Origin of the sequence: Streptosporangium sp. LJ11 (assembly GCF_051918945.1) — a bacterium.
GTDB lineage: Bacteria > Actinomycetota > Actinomycetes > Streptosporangiales > Streptosporangiaceae > Streptosporangium.
The window spans coordinates 50,698-75,426 of the sequence record NZ_JBPXMB010000027.1; the positions used below are offsets into that span (position 1 = coordinate 50,698).

Here is a 24,729-nt window from a genome sequence, read left to right on the forward strand (position 1 = left end):
CGGCATGATCGGCGATCGGGCGGGCATGTCGCCGTTGAGGTTGTGCCCCGCGAAGAAAGAGGAGAGGTGACCACGCAATGCCGGCACGCGAGGAGATCCCGACCACCCTGCGGCGTTCGCCGAAGAAGGCGCAGGAGACGTGGATCAAGGCACATGACTCCGCGGTGGAGACCTACGGGGAGGGGGAGCGGGCGCACCGCACGGCGTTCGCCGCGCTGAAGCACTCCTTCGAGAAGGTCGGCGACCACTGGGAGCCGAAGGGCCGCAAGGGCCCGTCCGACACCCAGGCCGCCCGGAGCAGGCCCAAGGCGGGCAAGACCGCCGAGGGGGTGGACGCCAACGCCTCCAAACAGCACCTGTACGACGTGGCCAGGCGCCTGGACGTCAGGGGGCGGTCCACGATGTCGAAGGAGGAGCTGGTCTCGGCCATCAAGAAGGCGAACCGGCGGGCCACGGCGAAGGCCCGCTGAGCTCCTGAGCTCCTGAGCGCCGCACGCCCACCCGGGGACCGTGTTCCCGGGTGGGCATTGCCATGCGTAAATCACTGCCCCTTTTTGCGAAGATTTTCTTCCTTATCGCCATAAAGCGCCTTATGTCGGATAAGGGGGCCGTGTATCGATATGTATATCGCACGCCGAAGCGATCGCGGCAGGGAAGGAAGCGTCGTCATGACGGATGTGTCGAGCATGGGACCCCAGCCGGGCGATGACCGTCCGGTCCTGACGAATCGTCAGGGGCACCAGGTCTACGACAACCAGAACCAGCGCACGGTCGGCGCGAGGGGCCCGGCCACGCTGGAGAACTACCAGTTCCTGGAGAAGATCAGCCACTTCGACCGTGAACGCATCCCCGAGCGGGTGGTCCACGCCCGGGGGACGACCGCCTACGGCCACTTCGAGGCCTACGGCAAGCTCGGCGACGAGCCGATCGGCCGCTACACGCGGGCGAAACTCTTCCAGGAGGCCGGCAAGCGGACCGACGTGGCCGTGCGGTTCTCCACGGTGATCGGCGGCAGGGACTCCTCGGAGGCCGCCCGCGACCCGCGCGGGTTCGCGGTGAAGTTCTACACCGAGGACGGCAACTGGGACCTCGTCGGCAACAACCTCGGCGTCTTCTTCATCAGGGACGCCATCAAGTTCCCCGACGTGATCCACGCGCTCAAGCCGGACCCGGTGACGTTCAGGCAGGAGCCCGGCCGGATCTTCGACTTCATGTCGCAGACGCCGGAGAGCATGCACATGATCGTCAACCTGTTCAGCCCGCGCGGCATCCCCACCGACTACCGGCACATGCAGGGCTTCGGCGTCAACACCTACAAGTGGGTGAACGACCAGGGCGAGACCCACCTGGTCAAGTACCACTGGATGCCCAAGCAGGGCGTGCGCAGCATGACCGCCGAGGACGCCGCCGCCGTACAGGGGCAGGAGCTCGGGCACGCCACCAAGGACCTGCGCGAGGCGATCGACCGGGGCGACCACCCCGAGTGGGAGCTGCTCGTGCAGATCATGAGCGACGACGAGCACCCCGAGCTGGACTTCGACCCGCTGGACGACACCAAGGTGTGGCCGGAGAACGAGTTCCCGCCCATGCCGGTCGGCAGGATGGTCCTGGACCGCAACGTGGCCAACAACTTCGCCGAGAACGAGCAGATCTCCTTCGGCACCGGCGTCCTGGTCGACGGTCTCGACTTCTCCGACGACAAGATGCTGGTGGGCCGCACGTTCTCCTACAGCGACACCCAGCGCCACCGGGTGGGCCCGAACTACCTGCAGCTGCCGGTCAACCAGGCCAAGAACGCCGAGGTGCGCACCAACCAGCGCGACGGCCAGATGACCTACCACGTCGACGGGCAGGGCGAGAACCCGCACGTCAACTACGAGCCGTCCATCACCGGGGGGCTCAGGGAGGGGAGGTACCCCACCCACGACGAGCAGGGGCCGGTCGTCTCGGGGCGGCTGACCCGCAAGCGCATCCCGCGGACCAACGACTACACCCAGGCGGGCCAGCGCTACCTGCTGATGGAGGAGTGGGAGCGCGACGACCTCGTGCTCAACTTCGTCGGCATGCTGACGCAGGCCGACCGCGCCGTCCAGGAGCGCATGGTCTGGCACTTCCTGATGGTCGAGGACGACCTCGGGCTCAGGGTCGGGGAGGGACTCGGGATCGGCCCCGACGACGTCTCCCACCTGGAGCCGCTGGCCAGCCAGGACCTGAGCGAGGAGGACCGCGAGCGGATGTCCCGACTCGGCAAGAACGGGCCGCGCGACGTGACCGGCCTGAAGATGACCCACTGCGTGCCCGACGAGAGGACGCGGGCGCAGCTGTAAGCAGCCGCCGCCGGACCGGAGCGGGCCGCGCTCCGGTCCGGCGCGGAGAGGAGTCGCGAACGGGGGCGACGGCATCGGGACGGTGTCCCGATGCGGCGGGCAGACAGTCCGTTCGCCCCGGGCCACCCTCTGACCAGGACGATCAGGGCAGCACGAAATCCTCGGTCAAGGTCGCCCGATTTTTCCGCTTAAAAGGTATGAATGCCATTACAGCGGGCACGCGATCCTCAACCTGAGCCGCCGACACCTGAGCCGTTCCTACTCCCAATTGGATCGCCATGCCTGTTAAGAGCAACGTCATTCCGATCATCCACTGGTCCCGCCGCTCGTCCTGCCTCAGCGAGGACCCCGAGCTTTTCTTCCCCGTGTCCTACGAGGGACCGGGCCGTGAGCAGTACGAGCGCGCCAGGGCGGTGTGCCGCCGGTGCCCGGTGCGCGGGCGCTGCCTGGAGTACGCGTTGAACACCCAGCAGATGTACGGCGTCTGGGGAGGAACCACCCCGGAGGAGCGCAGGGCCGCCATGACCGGGGAGAGGCGCAGGGTCAGATAACGCCTTCCGCGGCGACGGGCCGTCCCGGCCCTCTCCGGCATTTTCCGGGTCCCCGCGTCCCGGTCCTTTTCCGCGTCGGCCGTCAGCCGGCCATCCGGTCCTTCCGTGACCTGCCCGCCCCACCCTGCCCGCCCGGCGCGTAGTCCAGGGCGAGCTGCCCGCCCGGCTCGTCGGCTCCACCCCGCTCCCCGCGCTCCCTGGTCTCCCCGCGCTCCCCGGTCTGCCCGACGAGGGCGCGGAAGCGGGCGGCGTTGCGCTGGGAGTTGTCCGCGCAGCAGTTGTTGAAGAGCACGTGGGTCACCTCGGCACCCTCCGCGAGTTCCAGGACCCTGGCCGCCCACCGCGCGAGCTCCGCCTCCGAGTACATGTACGCGAAGCGCTCGTCGACGTTCTTGCTGGTCCACTTGTCGGAGTGCCCGTGCAGCCGCAGCACGGCGAGGCCGGAGGTCGCGGCCAGGACCGGCGGGATTGACGAGGTGTGCCCCTGGGGCATGTCGACCCCCACGTACGCGAGATCGTGCTCGGCGAGGAAGGCCAGGGTGTCCTCGCGGTTCTCCTCGTCCATCCAGGTGTGGTTGCGGAACTCGACGCTGACGCGCATCGGCGCGCAGCGCCGGGCGCACTCCAGGATGTAGCGCCTGTTGCCCTCCCCGATCGGGAACCACGGCGGGAACTGGAAGAGCACCGCCCCCAGCTTGCCCGCCTCGTGCAGCGGTTCCAGCGCGCCGAGGAACCGCCGCCAGACCTCGTCGGCGATCTCCCGCGGCACGTCCTTCGGGTAGAGGTTGCGCTGCGGGGGCGCGCCGAGGTCCTCCCGCAGGTCCTTGTAGAGGGAGGCGGGCCGGGTGGGATGCCCGGTCAGCAGGGAGAACGCCTTGACGTCGAAGGTGAAGTCCGCGGGCGTACGGTCGCGCCACGCCTCCACGGTGCTCTGTGACGGCGGGTGGTAGTAGGTGGCGTCCACCTCGGCGATCGGGAACCTCGTCGCGTAGTAGGCCAGGCGTTTCGCCGGGGTGGAGGCGTCGGCGGGATACCAGCCCGACTCCAGCAGCGACCGGTGCGTCCACGAGGCCGTGCCCACGAGGATCCTGCCCATACCCGCGTCCTCCCTGACGAGTCCGATGTCCGCCCGGGTTCCCGTTCCCCGAGCTCTGAGCCCCGGGCCCCGTTCGCCCGAGCCCGGCCCCCGACCTCCGAGCCCCGGCTTCGCGCCGGGCCCCGTCCCTCGCCGGCCGTCCGCCGCTCGGTGACGGCCCCGGCCGGGGGGCCGGCCGGGGGCGGGGCCGTCACGCCGCCGGGCCGCTAAGGCCTTCCGCCGACGCCGCCGGCCAGCTCACCCAGGCGCGCGGGCCCTCCGGTGCTCGGCGACAGCGGCGGGGTGTCCATGCCCTGGGCGCCCTCGGCGCCCCGCAGTCCCTCGAACAGCTCTTTCATCGCCTCCACCGCCGTGTGGCGCGGCTGCCAGCCCAGCTCGGCGCGGGCGCGGCCGATGTCCATGATCGGCATCCTGAGCACCAGGTCGACCAGGCCCGGCGAGGCGGGGATCAGCCTCATGTGCCAGGCCGCGGCGACGGTGCTCCTGAGCGCCCAGCCCGAGACGGGAACCAGCCGGGCACCGAGCAGTTCGGCCAGCACCGAGGGCTCGATCACCGGGTCGGCGGCGATGTTGAAGGCACCCGACACCGGCCGGGTGACCGCCAGCCGGTAGGCCTCGCCGACGTCGTCGGTGTGGACCGTCTGGAAGCGGAGCCCGGGAGTGTCGGGCACGAACGGGATCAGGCTCGGCCGTACCAGCCGCTGCGGCACGAACGGCCCGCCGAACAGGCGCCGCTGCCCGACCGCCGCCTCCCGCTTGAAGATGAACCCCGGCCGCAACCGTACGACCCTGATGTCCGGGTGGTCACGCTCGAACAGGTCGAGCACCCGCTCCACGTAGGCCTTCTCCCGGCCGTAGGCGGCACCGGGCCAGCCGTGGGTCGGCCACTCCTCGGTGACGGCCCGGTCCTTGGGAGCGGAGGAGTAGGCGCCCACCGAGGAGGCGTGCACGAGCGCGGAGACACCCGCCCGCGCGGCGGCCTCGAAGACCCTGATGCTGCCCAGGACGTTGTTCCGCCAGGTCGTCACCGGGGCACGGGTGGGCTGGAACAGCCACGCCAGGTGGACGACCGCGTCGGCTCCCTCCAGGTGTGGCGCCAGGTCGCCGCCGGCGACGTCGGCGGTCCGCCAGGTGGTCTTGGGCGGATTCCAGTCCGGCTGCCTGCGGGCCAGGCCCACGATGGATGTGACATCCTGATCGGCCGCGAGGGCGGACACCACGCTCGTGCCCACGTTTCCTGTCGCGCCGACGACTACTACTCGCATGCCTACCGGGTGCCCCGGGAGGGCCCGGTGAATCCATCCTCACGACTGCTTTGCCGTACGGGGGGACGATCCGGCGACACTCGATCGCCGCGTCCGGCCGTTCGGGGGCGTCGTCCACCGGCCCGGCCGGACGCGGAGGACGGGTTCGTCGCCCGCCGTCCGAGCCGGCCCGGACGGCGGGCGACGGGTTCCCGGAGCCGCCCGCGAGGGGCGGCGAGGAGACGGGGGAGTCAGCGCCGGGGGGACGGCCAGGGGTTGGGGCGGCAGCCGTACAGGGACTTGGTCTGCTGGAGCATCACCGGCGCCCGCCGGCCGCGCCCCGGGCAGGACACGTGGCCGTGGCCGAGGCCGTGGCCGACCTCGTGGCTGATGACGTACTCGCGGTAGGAGGCCACGTCGCGGCCGTAGCCGGTCGCCCCGCTGTTCCAGCGGACCGCGTTGATGACCGCGCGCCCGCCGTTCCAGCAGGAGAGGATGCCGTTGGTCCGCATCGGCAGGCACCGCCTGTCGGTCGTCTCGGGGCTGTTCAGCGAGACCCTGATCCTCACCGGGCCGCGGGCCACCCGCTTGAACCGGTATCCCCAGCCGCGCGGGTCGTTGAGGATCCGGTGCACCTCGGCGGCGAACTCCTCCACCTCGAACGGCAGGCCCCGCTCGACCTCCACCGCGTACCGGATCACCTTGCCCTTCCCCCTGGGAGGCCGGGCCTCGCCGGGGGCGACGGTGTAGCGGCCCTTGGCCGACCGGGGAACCCTCACCTTCAGCGGCTGCTGCCGGCCGTTGGCGAGCAGCAGCGGCTCCTGGGCCGGTGACGGGGGCGTGGGACCGGCGGAGTTCGCGGGCGCGGCGGTGTCTCGAAGGTCCTGGGGTTGCGGCGGCGGGGTCGGCGTCGCGGGCACCGCCGGTATCCCGGGCGGGGCGGCGTCAGGAGGCACGGGCCTGTCGGGAACGGGTTCGAGGTGACCGCTCAGCACCGTGGCCCCACCGGCCGTGAAGGTGACCACGATGCTCAGCGCGAGAAGCCACAGAACGGTCTTAGGGTCACGTCTCATTGCGTTCCTGGACATAGACCGTAAACCTTATTGCCCCGCGGCGGTAACTGATCAAACCAGGAGAAAATCCGTCATATGACGGCGGCGCCGGGGAACTTCGAGGGGTACGCCGACGGCGGCCGTATGCTGCGGCCGCCGTCGGGTCAGGGGTTTTATGGGCTTAACAAGCCTTTCGCTGGCTTAACAGATGGTTTGCTGGCCTATGTCGCCGAGCGCCACCGGCTGTCGCCGGGAACCACCGGCCGGCGGCGGAGGCCGCGGCCGGTGTCGTGGCCCGATGGCGGCCCCGCGGTCCTACGAGTGCGGGCAGGTGTCCCGGTACTCGGAGATGCTCAGGCTGACCTGGGGCGCCGGGCACAGGAACTGCTCGTAGCGGGTGTCGTCGTCGATGAAGCGCTTCATCCAGGAGACGCTGTACTTGGCGATCGTCGTGTTGGAGGAGTTGGGCGCGAAGTGGCTGGCGCCGTTGAGCTCCAGGTACGCCTTCTCCGAGGAGGAGGGGATGCTGTTGTAGAACGGCTTGGAATGCAGGGCCACCGAGGCGACCGAGTCGTTCTCCGCGCCGATGATCATTGTCGGGACGCGCACGCCCGACCAGCTCTTGGTCGTGTGCCACGGGGTCAGCGGGATGGCCGCCTGCAACTGCGGCCGGCTGTCGGCGGCGGCCAGCGTGCCGCCGCCGCCCATCGAGTGCCCGGCGACGCCGAGCCTGCTCGCGTCGACCCGGTTCGCGACCGAGCTCTCCCGCGTGAGGTAGTCGAGCGCGGCCAGCAGCTGCCGTCCTCGGCTGGCGGGCTGGTCGGAGCGGGTGAGGGTGTCGATGTTGAAGACCACGAAGCCGTGGGAGGCCAGCCGCGAGGCGAGCCAGGCCATGGTGGACCTGCTCGCGGTGTAGCCGGGGGCGATGGCGATCCCGCCGAACGTCCCCTCGCTGGTGGACGTCGGATAGTAGATCGTGCCTCCGCCGAAGCCGCTCACCCGCAGCGAGGAGACGGTGGTCTCCGAGATCGAGAACGGTCCTCTGGCCGCCTCGATGCTGGAGTTGGTCGGGTCGGGGCCGCGGTCGTAGGGACCGGCGGAGGCGGCCTGCGCGGCGGGGGCCGCGACGGCCTGCGCGGCGGGCGCGAGCGTCCCGCCGGTGCCGAGCAGAGCGAGTGCGAGGGTCAGCGTGGCGACCGTCGTCGCCCGGCGGGAACGCCTGGGCGCGGGGGCCTGGGGGGTGGTGCCGTACGGCTGCACGTTGCTGTACTCCGTTCCTGTGGGGGGAACCACGGCGATACGGCGGTCGAGGCTGACGGCCGTTCGTCGCGCGTCGGCCCGCCACCGGGAACGGCGGCGGTACGGTCAGCGCACCGGGGTGACCCCTCGGGTTCCTGACAGACGCCACTTTCTCCCTGTCAGCCCCGGAGTGCATCGGTGAAATCACCCGTACTCCATCGCACCGGTCAACACCGGTGAATCACGACATCAACCGCACCAGTTCCACCCGGGAGCGGATGTCGAGCTTGGCGAAGATGTTCCTGAGGTGGTGCTCGACGGTCCTCGGGCTCAGGAAGAGCCGGGCCGCCACCTCCCGGTTGGTGGCGCCGTCCGCCACGATGCGCGCGATCTGGTACTGCTGCGCGGTGAGCTTCTCGGTGGCCTTCGGGCGGTGCGACCGGACGGCCTCTCCCGCCCCGCGCAGCTCGGCGCGGGCCTGCTCGGCCCAGAGCCGCGCGCCGGAGCGCTCGAACGTCTCCAGCGCGCTGTGCAGGTGCTCCCTGGCCGCGCCCGGACGCCGGTTCCTGCGCAGCGCGCTGCCGAAGAGCAGCTGGGTGCGGGCCGTCTCGAACTCGGAGAACCCCTGGTGGTGCAGGTCGAGCGCGGCCCTGAAGTACTCCTCGGCGTCGCCGGGGGCGGCCAGGAGCGCGTGGCAGCGCGTGGCCAGCGCGCGCCGGTCGGGACTGCGGGTGCTGCCCACCCAGCGGTCGAGCACCCGCAGCGCCTCCCTGGCCCGCTCCCGGTCACCGGTGCGGGCGGTGGCCTCGACGAACAGAGGGGTGGACATCACCCGTATGACGAGGTGGCCGTTGGTCCCGTCCGCCCTGGTCGTGGCCCGCAGCCGCTTGGTGGCGTCGGCGTGGCGGCCCGCCGCGAGGTCGAGATGGGCCAGTGCCCAGTTGCCGAGGGCTCCCGCCACGCACACCCCGTGGGCGCCCGCCAGCTCGATGGCGCTCGCCGCCCTGATCGCGCACGTCTCCTCGTCCCCCTCGACGGCCGCGGTGAGGGCCAGCCACCCCAGGTGCTGGCCCGCGCTGTTGGGCCGCCCGCGCTCCTGGGCCAGCCGGAGTCCCTCGACGGCGCTGGCGGTGATGGAGGCGTAGCGGCCCATCCAGAGCTCGGCATGGATCATGAACTCCAGGACCTGCGGCACGGTGGAGACCGCCCCGCGGGCGCGCGCCGTCTCCACCGCCCGGCCGCACAGCCGCACCGCCTGCGCGTCGTCGCCGAGCAACAGGCTGGCCACGCCCGCCCACACCAGCACCGAGGGGGTGCGCACCGAGGGCGCGAGCTCCAGCACCCGGCGGAGCGGATCGGCCGCCTCCCGGTGACGGCCGTCGAACGTCGCCGCCGTACCGGCCAGGTACTCGAACATCAGCTGGGTGGCCGCCGGGTCGTCCGGGCGGCGCAGCGTGGCGGCCCACCGTGCCATGTCCAGGTAGCGAAGGTTGTCGCCGGCCAGGTAATTCGCCTCGCCCGCGCGGATGAGCACCCGGACGGCCTGCCCCCGGTCCCTGTCCAGCAGCGACTCGGCCGCCGCCATCAGGTCGTCCCCGGCGCTGCCGGTCTTCCCGCTGCGCAGCTCCAGGCTGCCGCGGATCAGCTCGGCCTGGCTGCGCACCTCCTCGGAGATCGTCAGCGACTGCAGGCGGGTGAGCAGCGACCGGGCGCGGCGGGGCAGGCCCGCGTGCCAGGCGCGATTGGCGGCCGCGGCCAGCCGCGCGGCCTTGACGTCGCCGTGCTCGGTCAGCTCGGCCGCCCGCTCGAAGGCGAGGAAGGTCGCCGGGTGGCCGCCGGGGGAGGTCACCGCCGCCGCGGCCGCCGCCAGCTCGTCGGCGAGCGACTCGGCGGGGCCGTCCATCGCGGCGGCCCGGTGCCAGGCCCGCCGCAGCCGCTGGTGGTCGTGGCACAGCATGCCCGCGAGCAGGCGGTGCGCGGCGCGGCGGCGGGCGAGAGAGGCGCCGGCGTACACGACCGTCCGCATCGCCGGCTCGCGGAAGTCGTAGCGGTCACCGGCACCGTCGCCGCCGGCGCCGCCGACATGGACGATCACCCCCGCCCGCTCCGCCGGTTCCAGCGCGGCCAGCGCGCGCTCCGGCTCCGCGGCGCCGGCCAGGGTGACCGTCTCCAGATCGGGATCCGCCGCGAGCAGCAGGAGCATGTCCGCGGTCTCGCCGGGCAGCCGCGCCAGCCGGTCGGTGTACGCGCGCCACAGCCGCCCGCCCCTCGGCAGGGTTCCGGGCGGGGCGGCGGCGCCGGAGATCTGCCCGGGGCTCAGCGACCCGGCGAGCTCTCCGAGCGCCAGCGGGTTGCCGCAGGCGATCTCCAGCAGCGACGCCCGTACGTCGTCGGCCAGTCCCGGCACCAGGTCGTCGGCGAGCCGCCTGGCCGCCTCCTCGTCCAGGACGCCCAGCTCGAACGCCGGTATGTCGTCGGGGGCGGCGCCGTCGCCGCCGTCGTCGGTCCCGAACAGCAGCACGACCGGTTCCCCCGCCAGCCGTCTGGCCGCGAAGAAGAGCGCCGCGCGGCTGGGCGCGTCGAGGTGGTGAACGTCGTCGACGCAGGCCAGTACCGGGCCGCCGGCGGCCGCCAGGAGGTTGAGGACCGCCGCGGGAAGCGTCAGCCCGCCGTCCGCCGCGCCCAGCTCCAGCGCCCGGGTCAGCGCCTCCGCCTGCGCCGGGGGGAGCGCGGGGAGCCGGTCGGCGACCGGCCTGAGCAGGCCGTGCAGCCCGGCGTACGGCAGGTGCGACTCCGCCTCGGTACCGCGCACCCTGAGCACGACGAAACCACCCGTGCCGCCCGTGCCGCCGGTGTTACCGGTGCCGCCCGCGTGGGCCGCCGCGAGGTCGAGCAGCGCGGTCTTTCCCGTGCCCCGCGCCCCTCGCAGGATCGCCGCGCCCCCGGAGCCGCGCCGGGCGGCGTCGAGTAATCGCAGCAGCGCGTCCTGCTCCGTGTCACGGCCGTGCAGCGCCGGTGACCGGGTGGCGGCGGAGGGGGAGGCCATCCCTCAGTGTTACGCCCGTGTGTCGCGCCTGGAAAGAGCGCGTGGCGGGGTTCCCCACCGGCCTCCGCCGACCTGCACCGGTGTACCGGTGGCCCGGGAAAGACCGGTGATTTCACCGATGCGCGCCGAGGGGCGGGGGCGGGGTGTTCACCGGTCCGGGGCGATCGCCTTCCTGGCCCGTCCGGGGTCGTCGGCGGCCAGGGCGATCCTGGCGTTGTCGCGGCACCGCTCCAGGGAGTGGGCGGCGAGAGCCTCCCGTACCGGGGAGATCCCGGGTGCGGACATCGACAGGCTGGTGACGCCCAGGCCGACCAGGACGGTCGCCAGAAGCGGGTCGGCCGCCGCCTCGCCGCACACGCCGACGGGCTTGCCCGCCGCCCGCCCGGCCGCCGCGCAGTCGGCGATCAGCTGGAGCAGCGCGGCCTGCCAGGGGTCGAGCAGGTCGGCGAGTTCCCCGTGCTGCCGGTCGGAGGCGAAGGTGTACTGGCTCAGGTCGTTGGTGCCGATGCTCAGGAAGTCGAGCTCCTCCAGCAGGCGCCCGGCGCGCAGCGCGGCGGCGGGGACCTCCACCATCGCCCCGACGCGCGCGATCCCCCGGGCACGGGCCCGCCCGGCGAAGTCGGCGGCCTCGGCCACCGTCGTCACCATGGGCGCCATCACCCACGGCTCGGTCCCGGTCGCGCGGGCCGCCTCGGCGATGGCGTCGAGCTGGGTGTCGAGCACCTCGGGCCTGACCCGGGAGACCCGCAGTCCCCGTACGCCCAGCGCCGGGTTGGTCTCCTCGGCCAGCCCGAGGAACGGCAGCGGCTTGTCCGTGCCCGCGTCGAGGGTGCGGACCACGACGTGCCCGCCGGGGGCGGCGCGGAGGACCGCGGCGTAGGCGGCCACCTGCTCCTCGTGACCCGGCTCCTCGCGGCGGTCCAGGAAGAGGAACTCCGTGCGGAACAGCCCCACCCCCTCGGCGTCCACGCCCCCGGCCCCCTCCGCCGGGGGAACCCGGACCGGCGGTGCGAGGTCGGCCGCCGAACCGATGTTGAGCAGCAGCTTGACCGGGTGGCCGTCGGAGGTCCGGCCGGGGCCCCGGACGGTGCCCGCCCGGCGGCGGTCGGCCTCGGCCCCGCGCTGGATCTCGGCGGCGGCCCCCTCGCCGATGCCGACCTCCACCTCGCCCCGCAGGCCGTCGACCGACACCCACGTCCCCTCGCCGATGTCGCCCGCCCCCCGGCAGGCGACCACGGCGGGCAGGCCGCGGGCACGGGCCAGGATGGCGGTGTGGCTGGTCGGGCCGCCCTTCTCGGTGACGAGGGCGAGGACGGACCCGGGATCCAGGTTCACCGTGTCGGCGGGGGACAGATCCGCGGCGACCAGGACGAACGGGTGACCCGGGTCGGGCACCCCGGGGACGGGCAGGCCCAGCACCGCCGCCACGGACCGGTTGCGGATGTCGTCGAGGTCCGCGGCGCGCTCGGCGAAGTAGCCGCCCGCCGCCACCAGCGCGCGCCGGTGGTGGGCGCAGGCCTCGTCGATGGCGTGCGCCGCGTCCTTGCCCGACCTGACGTTCGCCTCCACGGACTCGTGCAGGCCGGGGTCGTCGGCGATGAAGGACTGCGCCTCCAGGATCGCCCTCGCGTCGGCGTCGGGCGCCTTCTCCGCCCGCGCCGCCAGCTCGGAGACCGTGGCCCGCAGCGCGTTCATCGCCCGGTCGAGCTCGGCGCCCGCGTCGGTGACGGGGGAGGGCGCGGGCAGCTCCGGCGGGCCCGCCATCCGGCAGACCCGCCCGGCGGCCCGGCCCGAGCTCACGCCCAGGCCACTGAGCGTCTCAGCCACGGGAGGTCTCTCCGGCGCCACGGGGGACCTCTTCGGCGTCGAGGTCGCGGGCGAGCAGCCCGGCGAGGGAGTCGAGCGCCTCGTCGGCGCCCGGTCCCTCCGCCTCGATCGTGACCTCCGTGCCGTGCGTGGCCCCCAGCGCCAGCACGGCGAGCATGCTGTTGGCCGGTACGGGCTTGCCGTCCCCGACGCGGATGCGGACGGGCATCCCCTGCTTGGCCGCGGCCTGCACGAAGATCTTCGCGGGCCGGGCGTGAAGGCCCGTGCGTGAGGCGACGACCACTGTCCTCTCCGGCATCTCCGGTTCTCCTTCTGCGCGTTCTGCGAGTGGTTCGGGTGGTGCGGTCCGACGGGGCCTGCGCGAACTCGGCGGGCCCGTTCGGGCCTGCGTGTGTGGGGGCGGCCCCTTCCGCAGGGCTCGGCGGAAGGGGCGTGGGAGACCGGAGCCGGTCAGGGTTCGACGGTCACCTTGATGGCCTCGCCCCTGCTGACGATGTCGATCCCCTCCAGGACCTCCGCGAGCGGCAGCCGGTGCGTGATGAGGTCGGCGACCGGCACCGAGCCGTCGGCGATCAGCCGCAGGGCCCGGGCGTTGTGCGCCGGGCTGGACCCGTTGGCGCCGACGATGGTCAGCTCCCGGTAGTGGACCAGGTTGGAGTCGCACTGGATGATCGGGTTGTCCTTGGGCAGGCCGCCGAAGAAGCTGATCCGTCCCTGACGGGCCGCCATCCGCAGTGCCTGCTCCTGGGCGGCGCCGGAGGCGGCGGCGGTGATGACGACGTCGGCCCCCCTGCCGTCGGTGAGCTTGAGCACCTGCTCGACGACGTCCTCGCCGTGGACGACCGCGTCCGGGTGGACCAGCCCCGCGGCCATCTCCAGCCGCCCGGCGTTGATGTCGACGAGGAAGACCCGCGCCGCGCCCCGCGCCCGCGCCAGCCGCACGTGCAGGCAGCCGATCGGGCCAGAGCCCATGATCACCACATCGTCGCCCTCGCCCACGCGGGCCAGCTCCTGGCCGTTGAGCACGCAGGCCAGCGGCTCGGCCACCGACGCCTCGGCGAAACCGACGCCGTCCGGGACGCGGTTGACGCCGTCGACCGCGAGGACCTTCGCCGGGATGATCATGTACTCGGCGAAACCGCCGTCGTAGTGGTAGCCCATCGACTCCTGGTTCGGGCAGACGGTCATCCGGCCCCGGCGGCACTCCGCGCACTTCCCGCAGGGGATCGCGGCGATCACCTGCACCCGGTCGCCCGGGGCCCACTCGCCCGCGTCGACGGCCTCGACCACCTCGCCGGCGATCTCGTGCCCCATGACCCTGGGCGGCTTGATGTGGTGGTGACCGTGCTTGAGGATCTTCGCGTCGGTGCCGCAGGTCGAGCAGTTGCGCACGCGTATCTTGATCTCGCCTGGTCCGGTGACGGGTTCCGGCGCCTCCTCGACGCGGATGTCGCCAGGGGCGTAGAAACGGGCGACCTTCACTATGCTTCGTCCTCTTCGTTCGGTTGCAGCAGCCGGACCACCTCGGCGACCTCCGTCGCCTCGCGAAGGGCCCTGGCCTGGTCGGGATCCATCAGGATCTGGGCGAGTTCGGCGAGCAGCCGTACGTGGCCGTCGCCCTTGGCGGCGATGCCGATGCACACCGTCACCCGGTCGCCGTCCCAGTCGACACCGCCGGGAAAGCGCACGACGCTGATGGCGTCGTGCCGGACGGCGTCCTTGGCGGCCAGGGTGCCGTGCGGGATGGCGACCCCCTCGCCGACGTAGGTGGAGATCGAGCGCTCCCGTTCGAGCATGGTGTCGATGTAGGCGCTCTCCACCGCGCCGACGGCGAGCAGGGCCTCCCCGCACTGCCGGATCGCGTCGTCGCGGTCGGCGGCCGAGGCCGCCAGCCGGATGGCGCGCGGGTCCAGCGGCAGCGGCGCCGTCTCAGGCATTGACGGTGCCACCACTCTTGATCGTGCTGACCAGCCTGGTCACCGCGGGGTCCCCGATGAAGACCTGGAACGGGATCAGCACCTTGTCCGGGGCCCCGGCCCTGGCCCGGTTCGCCAGACCGGCGTGGCAGACCACCACGTCGGCGTCGGCGGGGATCGAGTTGACCGGGGTGTGCTCCACCTGGACGTTCTGGTCCTTCAGCTGCTTGCGGAGCTGGGTGGCGAGCATGACGCTGCTGCCCATGCCCGCGTCGCAGGCCACGACGATCTTGTGGATGTCCTTGCTCTCGATGCTGGCCATCGGTCAGGCCTCCTTGGCGACGGGTGCGGTCTCGGTCTCGGTCTGGGCCGGGGGTTCCTCGGGGTTCTCCTCCGTCTCGTCCTTACCCCTGCCGAAGCCGAGGAGGGCCGAGGCGACGGCGAAGGAGACGAGGGTCGCGGCGAGGACACCGGCGATGGTGCCGAACCACCCGCCCCTGGGAGTCACCGCGAGGAAGGCGAAGATGCTGCCGGGCGACGGCGTGGCCACCAGCCCGGCCCCGGTCATGATGAAGACCAGGACGCCCGTGGCGCCACCGGCGATGACCGCGAGGATCAGCCGGGGCTTCATGAGCACGTACGGGAAGTAGATCTCGTGGATGCCGCCGAAGAACTGGATGATGATCGCGGCGGGGGTGCTGGGGCGCAGCGCGCGGGGGCCGAAGAACATGAAGGCCAGAAGCAGGCCGAGCCCGGGTCCGGGGTTCGACTCCAGCATGAACAGGATCGACTTGCCCGTCTCGGCCGCCTGTGCCACGCCCAGCGGGCCCATCACGCCGTGGTTGATGGCGTTGTTGAGGAAGAGCACCTTGGCGGGTTCGATCACGACCGAGGCCAGCGGCAGCAGGTTGTTGCCGATCAGCCAGGCGACCGCGTCGCTCGCGGCGCCGGTGATCTCGGCGACGACGCGGCCGATGACCTTGAGGCCCACCAGGGCCATGGCGCCGCCGATGATGCCGGCGCTGAAGTTGTCCACCAGCATCTCGAAGCCGGCCTTGACCCGGTCGGCGACGAGCCCGTCGAACAGCTTCAGGATGTACGCGGTCAGCGGCCCTATGATCATCGCGCCGAGGAACATCGGGCTCTCCGCGCCGACGACGACGCCCATGGTGGCGACGGCGCCGACCACGGCTCCGCGCTGGCCGTGGACCATCCGTCCGCCGGTGTAACCGATCAGGATCGGCAGCAGCACTTTGACGATCGGGTCGACCAGGGCGGCGAATTCCTTGTTGGGCAGCCAGCCGGTGGGGATGAACAGGGCGGTGATCAGGCCCCAGGCGATGAACGCGCCGATGTTGGGCATGATCATTCCGGCGAGATACCCGCCGAAACGCTGGATGTGCGCTCTCGCTCCGGTTCCCGTGACAGTCGGGGTGTACTCGCTCATGTGTGCTGCTCCTTCCGGGGCGGCCGGCGGCTGGGCCGGCCAGGGGGGTGGATCCGCGCCACTGTCAGCCCCCGGACCGCAGCGGCAGGGCGGGATCGGCTCCGGTGACGCGGACGTCGTCGCGCCGGATGTGGTGCGGGGAGGGCATCCGGCTTCCCGGTAGCCCGACCGCGGCGGTCGCCCAGGCCAGCGCCTCGACCAGCGCGCTCTCGCCGCGCGCCCCGCCGGCGAGGAACCCGGCGAGCATGGCGTCACCGGCGCCGACGGTGCTGCGCGGCTCGGCCACCGGGCACTGGCCGTGCCAGATCTGGTCGTCCTGCAGGAGGATCGCGCCGTCGGCGCCCAGGCTGGCCAGGACGGCGCCCGCGCCTCGGACCCGCAGGCTCTCCGCGGCCTTGATGGCGTCGCCCAGGGTCGAGATGGCGATCCCGGTGGCCTCGCCCAGCTCCTCCCGGTTGGGCTTGACCAGGGCGGGGGCCTCGGCGAGCGCCGAGACGAGGGCGGGGCCGCTGGTGTCGACCGCGACGTTGATGCCTGCCGCGCCGAACCGCTCGCACAGGCGGGCGTAGACGTCGGCGGGCACCTCGGGCGGGAGGCTGCCCGAGGCGACCACCCAGTCCGCGGAGCTGGCCGCGCCGAGCACGGCCTCGGCGATGGTGTCGAGCTCGGCCGGCGACAGGGCCGTCCCCGGCTCGTTGATCTTGGTGACCGTGCCGTCGGGCTCGGCCAGGGCGACGTTGGACCGGGTGGTCCCGGCGACGGGGACGGTGATCATCTCGATGCCCTCGGCCGAGAGCAGGCTCACCAGCCGCCGTCCCTCGTCGCCGCCGAAGGGGACGACCGCGCACGAGCGGATCCGGTTGGCCAGCAGCGCCCGGGAGACGTTGACGCCCTTGCCGCCGGGGTCGAGGTGGGCGGCGGCGGCGCGGATGACGGCCCCGCGGGTCAGCGACGCCACCTCGATCGTCCGGTCCAGGCTGGGGTTGAGGGTCAGGGTGACGATCACGCCGGGGCCACCTCGATCGTACGGCCGGGGCCGAGGTCGGGACCGGGGGACAGGGGGACGGTCACGCCCGGACCACCTCCGGCCCGGCGGCGGCCATCTCGGCCGCGACCCCGGTGTCGAGCCCCGTGTCACTGATCACCACGTCGATCTCCTGGATCGAGGCGAAGCGCGCCAGGTAGGTGTTGGCGAACTTGGTGTGGTCGGCGAGCAGCACGCACCGCTGCGCCGCGCCGATCATCGCCCGCTTGATGGCGGCCTCGGCCGGGTCGGGCGTCGTCAGCCCCTTGGCCACCGAGCACCCGTTGGTCGCCATGAACGCCACGTCCACGTGCAGGTCGGAGAGGGGGCGCAGCGCCCAGTCGTCGACGGTGGCCAGGGTCCGCCCGCGCACCCGCCCGCCCAGCATGATCACCGTCAGGTTGGGGCGGGTGGCCATCGCCGTCGCCAGCGGCGGGGAGTTCACGATCACGGTCAGCTCCCGGTCGACCGGCAGCGCCTGCACCAGCCTGCCGGTCGTCGACCCGGCGTCGATGATGATCGCGCCGTCCTCGGGGAGCTCGGCGAGCGCCGCCTTGGCGATGCGCTCCTTCTCTCCGATCATCACCTCGTCGCGGGCGGCCAGCTCGGGTTCGAATCCCAGCCGCTCGACCGGGATCGCACCGCCGTGCACGCGCCGCAGCATCCCGGAGCGCTCCAGCACGGTCAGATCGCGGCGAACGGTCTCCGTGGTGACGGCGAACTCCTCCGCCAGCGTCACCACGTCCACCCGGCCGACGGTCCGCGCCCGGCGCAGGATCTCCTGTTGCCGCTCCTCGGCGTACATGCTGTTGATTCACCACCGTTTCAGTGTTGTTTCAGCTTTATTTACACCCGTATGTGTTGGAACGTCAATGGGTTGACTTCCCTCTAAACCAGCATGAACATGAAAAAACCCCAGGTGTTTGCCCGGGGGTGTGTGCGAGGTGGGAGTGGCCCGAGGCTGACCCAGATTTTGGAATGCGTTGGAAATCCTGTGGCCCCGGCGCGAGGTGAGGCGGGGATCCGAGTTCCTCAGCCGGGGAACGAGATGTGGGCGGGCGGCACGTGGGCGGCCAGCCATACGCCGTTGGCGCTGACCCGGAACTCGTGACCCGCCCGGTGCATCTCCCCCGAGCGGACGACCAGCACGACAGGCCTGCCCCGCCGCGCGCCCACCCGGGTCGCGGTCTCCCGGTCGGGGGACAGGTGCACGGCGTGCCGGCTCATCGGCCGCAGGCCCTCCTCCCGGATGGCGGCCACGTACGGGCCCACCGTTCCGTGGAACAGGAACTCGGGCGGCTCGACCGGGGCGAGGCCCAGGTCGACGTCGATCGTGTGGCCCTGGTTGGCGCGGATCCGGTCGCCCTCGATGGCGAAGCGCCGCTTGTCGTTGCCCGCGACCACCTGCGCGAGCTCCTCACGGGTGATCGTGAAGCCGTGCCGCGCGGCGGCCGCCAGCAGGGCGCCGATGTCCGTCCAGCCCTGCGGGCCGAGGACCAGCCCGATGCGTTCGGGCTGGTGCCTGAGGTGTTGGGAAAGATACTTGGAGACTCGAACGAGCCGTCTGTCGTCCATGGGACACCAGGATGCTGGCTCACACCGCCGTTTTCCACCGGATTCGCGCCGGGCGCTTTTCGGCCTGAGCGCATGTCCGGACACCTTCGTTGTCCGTGCCTTACGTGTCCGGACGCCTTCGTGTGCCCGTGCTTCGCGGGCCCGGACGCCTTCGCGGTGTCCGTACCTTCCCGCCGGGCGGCCGCCCGGGGCCGGCGCGGAGCGGGCTCAGCCGTCGGCGGCCCAGCCGTGGGTGCGCTTGAGGACGGCGGCCACGCGGGCGAAGCGCGCGCCGTCGAGGACGGAGCCCTCGCGGCGGATGTCGCCCTCGGCGAGGGCGAAGACCCGGTCCAGGCGCAGGTACGAGACCCGGTTCTCCCGGTCCCACTGGCCGGGGCCGATCTCCAGCCAGTCGCCCGGGTCGCCGCCGCCGGCCCGGCTGGACAGCATCAGCGCGAGCAGCTTGCGCCCGTGGCGGCCGACGACCAGCAGCGGCCTGTCCTTGCCCCGGTCCGGATCCTCCTCGTAGGGGACCCAGGCCCAGACGATCTCGCCGGGATCGGCGAGGCCGTCGAGGTCGGGGGAGTAGTGCAGGGTCGCGGCCCGGTCGACGCGGCGGACCTCGCTGACCGCGCCTCGAGCCGGCCGGGGGTCCTCACCAAGATCACGCACGTGCACAGCCTATTGCAGACCGCGGACGCTTCCAAGGGGCGCAGGGAGCCGGTGGAGGGAGCGCGCCGCCCGCTGGCCGGGGCCAGCAGGGCGGCCGAGATCCGGATGGGCGGGTGCCCTGGTCCGGACCTGGTTCGAAAGACGGCTCAGCCGCCGCTCTTGCGGCGGAAGGAGCGCTTGGCCGCCGCCGGGCCGTGAGCACCGTGGATCTTCGAGGAGTTCTTCCCCTTGCCCCCGGCGCCCGCGTCCGCCTGGGCGAGCTTCTTGCGCTCCAGTGCCTCGCGGAACTTGCGCTTCAGCTCGTCGTCGGAACTTTCGGAACCTTCGGGTTCCGGCGTGACGTCAGACATTACAGACCTCCTGATCTATCGGGCGGTCCAACCCCGACCAACAGGATCATCATCCTCTCATCCGGACCCTTCCGGCGTGCAGGCCCCCCGCTTCGGCTCTGAGAGGAAGTCCCGGAGGAAGGGGGGGAGCGGTGCGGGAAGGCCGCGTGCCGCGAGCTTCGCCGGCACGCCGTCCGGCCACGTCAGTGCATGCCCAGGGCCATCATCAGCAGCAGGCCGGCCAGGTGGCCGACGACCACGAAGACGATCACGAAGATGAAGACGAACTTCGCCGGGCCGTGCTCGAAGTGCCGGCCCTCCTTGAGGGTGGAGCGCTCGGCCTGACGTTCGGCGATCCGCTCCTCGATCGGCTTGCTGTGAAACATGGGGATCCTTTACTCGCCGACGATTGGGGCGATAATGGTTTGTACACTAATTATCGTACTATGTCGGTTGGAGGCGTGCGTGAGTGACATGGTCGATCCCCTGAGCCTGGACCGCCAGGTGTGTTTCGCCCTGGCGATCGCCTCGCGCAACGTCATCGGGCTCTACCGGCCCCTGCTGGAGCCGATGGGGCTCACCCACCCCCAGTATCTGGTCATGCTCGCCCTCTGGGAGCGGGCACCGCGGTCGGTCAAGGAGCTGAGCGAGCTACTGAGACTCGACCCCGGTACGCTGTCCCCGCTGCTGAAGCGTCTCGAGGCCGTCGGCTACATCCGGAGGCGGCGTGACAGCCAGGACCAGCGTGTCCTGGCCGTCTCGCTCACACCGGAGGGTCACAGGCTGCGGGGCGAGGCGGAGAAGGTTCCGCCGGCGATCGTCGAGCGTCTGGGTATGAACCTGGAGGAGCTCCAGGAGCTCCACCGGTCACTGACGCGGGTGATCGCCGCGGCGGACGGCGCGCATCACTGATTCGCGGAGAATCAGAGAACAGGGAGAGGAAAGACTCATGGCTGGAAGTCACGGGGGAAGCCCCAAGTCTTGGCTCGCGGTGATCGTCATCCTGCTGGGGTTCACCGTGGGGGGCGTCGCCCTGTGCCTCGGCCCCAACTGGACGTTCTTCTGGGTCGGGGCCGGGATCATCGCGATCGGCGGCGTGATCGCCCTGGTGGTCGACATCTTCTCCGACGTCATCGTCGACGCGCCCCGCGTGCCGATGGACCAGGGAAACAGCTGATCAGGCCTTCTGCAGCGCCTCCTCGACAGAGGCGAAGACCTCGAAGGAGGAGCGCAGGCCGGTGATGGTGAGGATCCGCTCCAGGGTGCCGTGCACACCGACGAGGGCGAGCCGGACGCCCAGGGTGCGGCTCCGCCGGAGCGCCAGGATCAGCTCGGCGACCCCGGTGGAGTCACAGAAGGTGAGACCCGCGACGTCGGCCACGACCAGGGAGGGCGGCTCGGCGGCCCATGCCTTGTCCATCTCCGCGCGCAGGGCGGGAGAGTGGCGGTAGTCGAGTTCTCCGAGCGCCCGGACGACGAACGCCGTCCCGAGCAGGCTCGATGAGACCGTGAAAAAGGCCATGCTGCACTCCTTTGCCCGCGGGTGGCAGGGCGGGCTGCCTTTTTCCTACCAGTTCCGGGGCCACCGTGCCCCGGCGGGGCCTCAAATGATCCGGTAGAGCAGCTCGGGCCGTCCGAGGCCACCGTACTGGGGCACCCGGTGTGTGATCCCGCTCTCCGTCAAATGCTCCAGGTAACGGCGGGCGGTCACCCGGGAGACGCCGATCGCCGCCCCGGCGGTCTGGGCCGACAGGCCGCCGGGAGACTTGCGCAGCTCCGCCAGCACGGCGTCGAGGGTGGCCTGCGTCATCCCCTTCGGCAGGAGGTTCTGCGCCGGGCCCCGCAGCGCCGCCAGCGCGCGGTCCACCTCGCCCTGACCGCTCGCCTCTCCCGCACCCTCCACCGACGACCGGAACTCGGCGTAGCGGGTGAGTTTCTCGTTCAGCGAGGCGAAGGTGAACGGTTTGAGCAGGTACTGGGCCACGCCGACGGAGACGGCCGACCTGACCACCGACAGGTCCCGCGCCGAGGTGACCGCGATGACGTCCGACATCACGCCCGCCGCCCGCAGCGCCCGGCACACCTCCAGCCCGTGCATGTCCGGCAGGTAGAGGTCGAGCAGGATCAGGTCGACGGGGTGCCGCCGCAGGAAACGCAGCGCGTCGCCGCCGGACCTGACCACACCCGCCACCCGGAAGCCGGGCACCCGCTCCACGAAGACCCGGTTCGCCTCGGCGGTGATCTCCTCGTCCTCGACGACCAGTACCGAGATCATGACGTGTCCTTCCCCCGCAGCGGCAGCCGTACGGTGAACACCGCGCCCGTCCCGTTCTCCGCCGGTCGCCCGGCGTCTCCCCCGCCCGCGACCGCACGGGCGGCCTCTTCGGCAGGGCTCGGCTCGCCCGTCCCCCCGACCTCGATCGTCCCGCCCATGCGGCGGACCGCCTGGCCGACCATGGCCAGGCCGAGGCCGCGGCCGTCGCCCTTGGTGGTCCATCCCCGCCGGAAGGCCTCACCCGCCGTCGCCGGGTCGAGGCCCTGGCCGCTGTCCGCCACGCTGATCACGAAGGCCGTCTCGTCGGCGCGCAGCCGCACCTCCACCCGCGCGGGCCGGGTGCCCGCCATGGCCGCGTCCGCCGCGTTGTCGATCAGGTTGCCGACGATCGTCACCAGGTCGCGGGTGTCCAGGCCGAGGTCGTCGAGCTCGCTGTCCGGGGTGATCGACAGCTCCACCCCCCGCTCCCCGGCCTCGGCGCTCTTGCCCAGCAGCAGCGCGGCGAGCACGGGTTCGCGCACGGCGCCGACCACCCGGTCGGTGAGCTGCTGCGCGGCCTTGATCTCCTCGGTCGCGAACGCCACCGCCTGCTCGGCGCGGCCCAGCTCGACGAGGGTGATGACCGTGTGCAGCCGGTTGGCCGACTCGTGCGCGGCGGCCCGCAGGGAGTCGGCGAAGCCGCGCTCGGCGTTGAGCTGCCCGGTCAGGGACTGCAGCTCCGTGTGGTCGCGGAGGGTGACCACGGTACCGAGCGAGCGGTTGCCGGAGCGGACCACCGCCGCGTTCACCACCAGCGCCCGCTCCCCGGTCATGTGGATCTCGTCGGTACGGTTCTCGCCCGCCGAGAGCCGCTCGCCCAGCGAGGGGGGAAGGCCCAGCCGGGTGACGTGCCTGCCGTTCACCTCGCCCGTCAGGCCCAGGAGCTCCCTGGCGCCGTCGTTGCAGAGCGTCACCGTGCCCGCGTCGTCGACGAGCAGCAGGCCCTCCCGCACGGCGTGCAGGATCGCGTCGTGGTACTCGTACATCCGGCTCAGCTCGGTGGGGCCCATCCCGTGCGTCTGGCGGCGCAGCCGGGCCCCGACCAGGTAGGTGCCCGCCCCGCCGACGGACAGGCCGAGCAGGCCGATCAGCACGGCGCCGGTGATCTGCCCGCGGAGCCTGACGCTGATCTTGCTGATGGTGATGCCGCCGCTGACCAGGGCCCGTACCTCGCCACGGGCGTCGCGGACCGGGGCGACGGCGCGGACCGAGGGGCCGAGCGTGCCGGTGTAGGTCTCGGTGAAGACCTGCCCCGCCAGGGCGGGCGCGGTGTTGCCGAGGAAGCGGCGGCCGATCTCGGCGGGGTTGGGATGCGTGTAGCGCACGCCGTCGAGGCTCATGATCGTGATGAAGTCGACCCCGGTCTCCCGCCGCACCCGTTCCGCGTACGGCTGCAGGGCCGCCGAGTCGCCCAGGGAGGCGAGGACGGAGGGGGAGTCGGCCACGCTGACGGTCACCGCCCTGGCGGTGCCGGTGGCCTCCTCGACGAGCAGGTCGCGCATCTGCAGGAACGCCAGCAGGGCGCCACCGGTCACGGTGACGCCTACGACGACGATCTGGAGGGCCAGCATCTGCCTGGCCAGGCTCCAGTCGCGCATGCGTCTGGGAAGTTTCCGCAAGTTCACGAACGAAATGTACGCAATGGTGACTTAGATCACAGGGCCGGAGATAGTCGCTCGACCGGATTTTTCCTCTAGCGCGGTGGAGCACGCATGAGCGCGGCCCGAGACAAAACACATTACCTGTACATCGCCGTCATCGTCGCCGTGGTCGCCGGCATCGCGATCGGGTTCGCGGCCCCCGACGTCGGCGTGGCCCTGAAGCCGCTCGGCACCGCCTTCGTCGCCCTGATCAAGATGATGATCAGCCCCATCATCTTCTGCACCATCGTGCTCGGTGTCGGGTCGGTCACCAAGGCCGCCAAGGTCGGCCGGGTCGGCGGCCTCGCGCTCGGCTACTTCATCGCCATGTCGACCGTCGCGCTGGGCATCGGCCTGCTCGTGGGCAACCTGGTCGACCCCGGGCAGGGCCTGCAGCTCACCGACGAGCTCCGCAAGGCCGCCGAGGCCGAGGCGGCCAAGGGCGGCGAGACCGACACGGTGTCGTTCCTGCTCGGGGTCATCCCGACCACGCTGGTGTCGGCGTTCACCGAGGGCCAGGTGCTGCAGACCCTCCTGGTCGCGCTGCTCACCGGCTTCGCCCTGCAGGCGATGGGCGAGCGCGCCAAGCCCATCCTGAACGGCATCACGCACATCCAGCGGCTCGTCTTCCGGATCCTCGCCATGATCATGTGGGCCGCCCCGGTCGGCGCGTTCGGCGCGATAGCCGCGGTCGTCGGAGCCACCGGCATGGACGCGCTCAGGAGCCTCGGCGTCATCATGCTCGCCTTCTACCTGACCTGCGTGCTCTTCGTGTTCGTCATCCTCGGCCCGATGCTCTGGCTGGTGGCGCGGGTCGGCCTGTTCTCGCTGCTGCGCTACCTGGGCAGGGAGTTCCTGCTGATCCTGTCGACCTCGTCGTCGGAGTCGGCCCTGCCCCGCCTGATCGCCAAGATGGAGCACCTGGGCGTGAGCAAGCCCGTCGTCGGGATCACCGTGCCGACCGGGTACTCCTTCAACCTCGACGGCACGGCCATCTACCTCACCATGGCCACGCTGTTCGTCGCGAGCGCCACCGGCGCCCCGCTCGCCTTCGGCGAGCAGGTCTCCCTGCTGGTGTTCATGATGATCGCGTCGAAGGGCGCCGCCGGGGTCACCGGCGCGGGCCTGGCCACCCTCGCGGGCGGCCTGCAGTCCCACCGCCCCGACCTGGTCGACGGCGTCGGCCTCATCGTCGGCATCGACCGCTTCATGTCCGAGGCGCGGGCGCTGACCAACTTCGCCGGCAACGCGGTCGCCACCGTCCTGATCGGCACCTGGACGGGCGAGTTCGACCGGGAGCGCGCGACCGAGGTGCTGGCGGGCAGGGCGCCGTTCGACGAGACGACCCTCCTCGACGACGAGCACGGCGACGACACCCCGCCGCCCCCGCCGCCCGCCTCACGGTCGGACGACCCGGCCCTGTCGCCGGTGTAGCCGGTGTAGCCGGTGTA

General features: G+C 72.0%; 26 protein-coding genes. 6 read left to right on the plus strand and 20 right to left on the minus strand.

Annotation, left to right across the window (positions count from 1 at the left end):
- Nucleotides 1-77 precede the first annotated feature (77 nt).
- The 3 genes from ACTOQ3_RS33585 (at nt 78) to ACTOQ3_RS33595 (ending at nt 2,878) form a co-directional block, all read left to right on the plus strand.
- Nucleotides 78-470, plus strand: coding sequence for a ChaB family protein (locus tag ACTOQ3_RS33585; protein ID WP_440087485.1), 393 nt, complete (start codon nt 78-80; stop codon nt 468-470).
- Nucleotides 471-668: 198 nt separating this feature from the next.
- Nucleotides 669-2,327, plus strand: a complete 1,659-nt coding sequence (locus tag ACTOQ3_RS33590; protein ID WP_440087486.1) for a catalase — start codon at nt 669-671, stop codon at nt 2,325-2,327.
- A gap of 278 nt (nt 2,328-2,605) precedes the next feature.
- Nucleotides 2,606-2,878, plus strand: a complete 273-nt coding sequence (locus ACTOQ3_RS33595; protein WP_362686321.1) for a WhiB family transcriptional regulator — start codon at nt 2,606-2,608, stop codon at nt 2,876-2,878.
- Nucleotides 2,879-2,960: 82 nt separating this feature from the next.
- On the opposite strand, the gene ACTOQ3_RS33600 is transcribed toward ACTOQ3_RS33595, so the two are convergent.
- From ACTOQ3_RS33600 to ACTOQ3_RS33680, 17 genes are all read right to left on the minus strand, one after another.
- Entirely contained in the window at nt 2,961-3,974 is a 1,014-nt protein-coding gene (locus ACTOQ3_RS33600; RefSeq protein ID WP_440087487.1) for a DUF72 domain-containing protein, read from the minus strand.
- A 206-nt stretch (nt 3,975-4,180) separates the two neighbouring features.
- A complete protein-coding gene (locus tag ACTOQ3_RS33605; protein WP_440087488.1) occupies nt 4,181-5,239 on the minus strand; it encodes an NAD-dependent epimerase/dehydratase family protein in 1,059 nt (352 codons plus the stop codon).
- 230 nt (nt 5,240-5,469) lie between these two features.
- On the minus strand, nt 5,470-6,291 hold the full coding sequence (locus ACTOQ3_RS33610; RefSeq protein ID WP_440087489.1) for a DUF3152 domain-containing protein: 822 nt from the start codon (nt 6,289-6,291) through the stop codon (nt 5,470-5,472).
- A gap of 294 nt (nt 6,292-6,585) precedes the next feature.
- On the minus strand, nt 6,586-7,530 hold the full coding sequence (gene bdeA / locus ACTOQ3_RS33615) for a bis(hydroxyethyl) terephthalate hydrolase (RefSeq protein WP_440087590.1): 945 nt from the start codon (nt 7,528-7,530) through the stop codon (nt 6,586-6,588).
- A gap of 220 nt (nt 7,531-7,750) precedes the next feature.
- The gene (locus ACTOQ3_RS33620) at nt 7,751-10,555 is read right to left on the minus strand and encodes an AAA family ATPase (protein WP_440087490.1); all 2,805 of its coding nucleotides are present in this window, start codon (nt 10,553-10,555) and stop codon (nt 7,751-7,753) included.
- A 147-nt stretch (nt 10,556-10,702) separates the two neighbouring features.
- Nucleotides 10,703-12,382 (minus strand): phosphoenolpyruvate--protein phosphotransferase, encoded by a 1,680-nt coding sequence (ptsP, locus tag ACTOQ3_RS33625; protein ID WP_440087491.1) that lies wholly within the window; start codon nt 12,380-12,382, stop codon nt 10,703-10,705.
- Nucleotides 12,375-12,680 (minus strand): HPr family phosphocarrier protein, encoded by a 306-nt coding sequence (locus tag ACTOQ3_RS33630; RefSeq protein ID WP_440087492.1) that lies wholly within the window; start codon nt 12,678-12,680, stop codon nt 12,375-12,377. Before ACTOQ3_RS33630 ends, ptsP begins: the two co-directional genes overlap by 8 nt.
- A 152-nt stretch (nt 12,681-12,832) precedes the next feature.
- Nucleotides 12,833-13,864 (minus strand): zinc-dependent dehydrogenase, encoded by a 1,032-nt coding sequence (locus ACTOQ3_RS33635; protein WP_440087493.1) that lies wholly within the window; start codon nt 13,862-13,864, stop codon nt 12,833-12,835.
- The gene (locus tag ACTOQ3_RS33640; protein ID WP_350967634.1) at nt 13,864-14,319 is read right to left on the minus strand and encodes a PTS sugar transporter subunit IIA; all 456 of its coding nucleotides are present in this window, start codon (nt 14,317-14,319) and stop codon (nt 13,864-13,866) included. The genes ACTOQ3_RS33635 and ACTOQ3_RS33640 overlap by 1 nt, the downstream gene beginning before the upstream one ends.
- The gene (locus tag ACTOQ3_RS33645) at nt 14,312-14,620 is read right to left on the minus strand and encodes a PTS lactose transporter subunit IIB (protein WP_344744158.1); all 309 of its coding nucleotides are present in this window, start codon (nt 14,618-14,620) and stop codon (nt 14,312-14,314) included. Before ACTOQ3_RS33645 ends, ACTOQ3_RS33640 begins: the two co-directional genes overlap by 8 nt.
- 3 nt (nt 14,621-14,623) lie before the next feature.
- Entirely contained in the window at nt 14,624-15,745 is a 1,122-nt protein-coding gene (gene mtlA, locus ACTOQ3_RS33650; RefSeq protein WP_440087494.1) for a mannitol-specific PTS transporter subunit IIC, read from the minus strand.
- A gap of 64 nt (nt 15,746-15,809) precedes the next feature.
- Nucleotides 15,810-16,751, minus strand: coding sequence for a 1-phosphofructokinase (gene pfkB, locus ACTOQ3_RS33655; protein WP_440087495.1), 942 nt, complete (start codon nt 16,749-16,751; stop codon nt 15,810-15,812).
- Between the two features lie 61 nt (nt 16,752-16,812).
- On the minus strand, nt 16,813-17,574 hold the full coding sequence (locus tag ACTOQ3_RS33660) for a DeoR/GlpR family DNA-binding transcription regulator (RefSeq protein ID WP_440087496.1): 762 nt from the start codon (nt 17,572-17,574) through the stop codon (nt 16,813-16,815).
- A 227-nt stretch (nt 17,575-17,801) separates the two neighbouring features.
- Entirely contained in the window at nt 17,802-18,344 is a 543-nt protein-coding gene (locus ACTOQ3_RS33665) for an RNA 2'-phosphotransferase (protein WP_440087497.1), read from the minus strand.
- 207 nt (nt 18,345-18,551) lie between these two features.
- Nucleotides 18,552-18,995, minus strand: coding sequence for a type II toxin-antitoxin system PemK/MazF family toxin (locus ACTOQ3_RS33670; RefSeq protein ID WP_440087498.1), 444 nt, complete (start codon nt 18,993-18,995; stop codon nt 18,552-18,554).
- Nucleotides 18,996-19,141: 146 nt separating this feature from the next.
- Nucleotides 19,142-19,345 (minus strand): DUF5302 domain-containing protein, encoded by a 204-nt coding sequence (locus ACTOQ3_RS33675; RefSeq protein ID WP_329079480.1) that lies wholly within the window; start codon nt 19,343-19,345, stop codon nt 19,142-19,144.
- Between the two features lie 182 nt (nt 19,346-19,527).
- The gene (locus tag ACTOQ3_RS33680; protein ID WP_440066299.1) at nt 19,528-19,710 is read right to left on the minus strand and encodes a hypothetical protein; all 183 of its coding nucleotides are present in this window, start codon (nt 19,708-19,710) and stop codon (nt 19,528-19,530) included.
- 88 nt (nt 19,711-19,798) lie between these two features.
- On the opposite strand from ACTOQ3_RS33680, the gene ACTOQ3_RS33685 reads away from it, so the two are divergent.
- Entirely contained in the window at nt 19,799-20,236 is a 438-nt protein-coding gene (locus tag ACTOQ3_RS33685) for a MarR family winged helix-turn-helix transcriptional regulator (RefSeq protein WP_440087591.1), read from the plus strand.
- 37 nt (nt 20,237-20,273) lie between these two features.
- Nucleotides 20,274-20,501 carry an HGxxPAAW family protein gene (locus ACTOQ3_RS33690; RefSeq protein WP_440087499.1) on the plus strand — a complete coding sequence of 76 codons (228 nt, stop codon included), beginning with the start codon at nt 20,274-20,276 and terminating at the stop codon, nt 20,499-20,501.
- Here the strand turns inward: ACTOQ3_RS33690 and ACTOQ3_RS33695 are convergent, their stop codons facing one another.
- The 3 genes from ACTOQ3_RS33695 to ACTOQ3_RS33705 form a co-directional block, all read right to left on the minus strand.
- Entirely contained in the window at nt 20,502-20,846 is a 345-nt protein-coding gene (locus tag ACTOQ3_RS33695; protein ID WP_440066303.1) for an STAS domain-containing protein, read from the minus strand.
- A gap of 81 nt (nt 20,847-20,927) precedes the next feature.
- Nucleotides 20,928-21,599 (minus strand): response regulator, encoded by a 672-nt coding sequence (locus ACTOQ3_RS33700; RefSeq protein WP_440087500.1) that lies wholly within the window; start codon nt 21,597-21,599, stop codon nt 20,928-20,930.
- Entirely contained in the window at nt 21,596-23,263 is a 1,668-nt protein-coding gene (locus ACTOQ3_RS33705; RefSeq protein WP_440087501.1) for a sensor histidine kinase, read from the minus strand. The genes ACTOQ3_RS33700 and ACTOQ3_RS33705 overlap by 4 nt, the downstream gene beginning before the upstream one ends.
- Before the next feature lie 87 nt (nt 23,264-23,350).
- Between ACTOQ3_RS33705 and ACTOQ3_RS33710 the strand changes: the two genes are divergently transcribed.
- Nucleotides 23,351-24,712: a cation:dicarboxylate symporter family transporter gene (locus ACTOQ3_RS33710; protein WP_440087502.1), complete on the plus strand. Its 1,362-nt coding sequence runs from the start codon at nt 23,351-23,353 to the stop codon at nt 24,710-24,712.
- Nucleotides 24,713-24,729 lie beyond the last annotated feature (17 nt).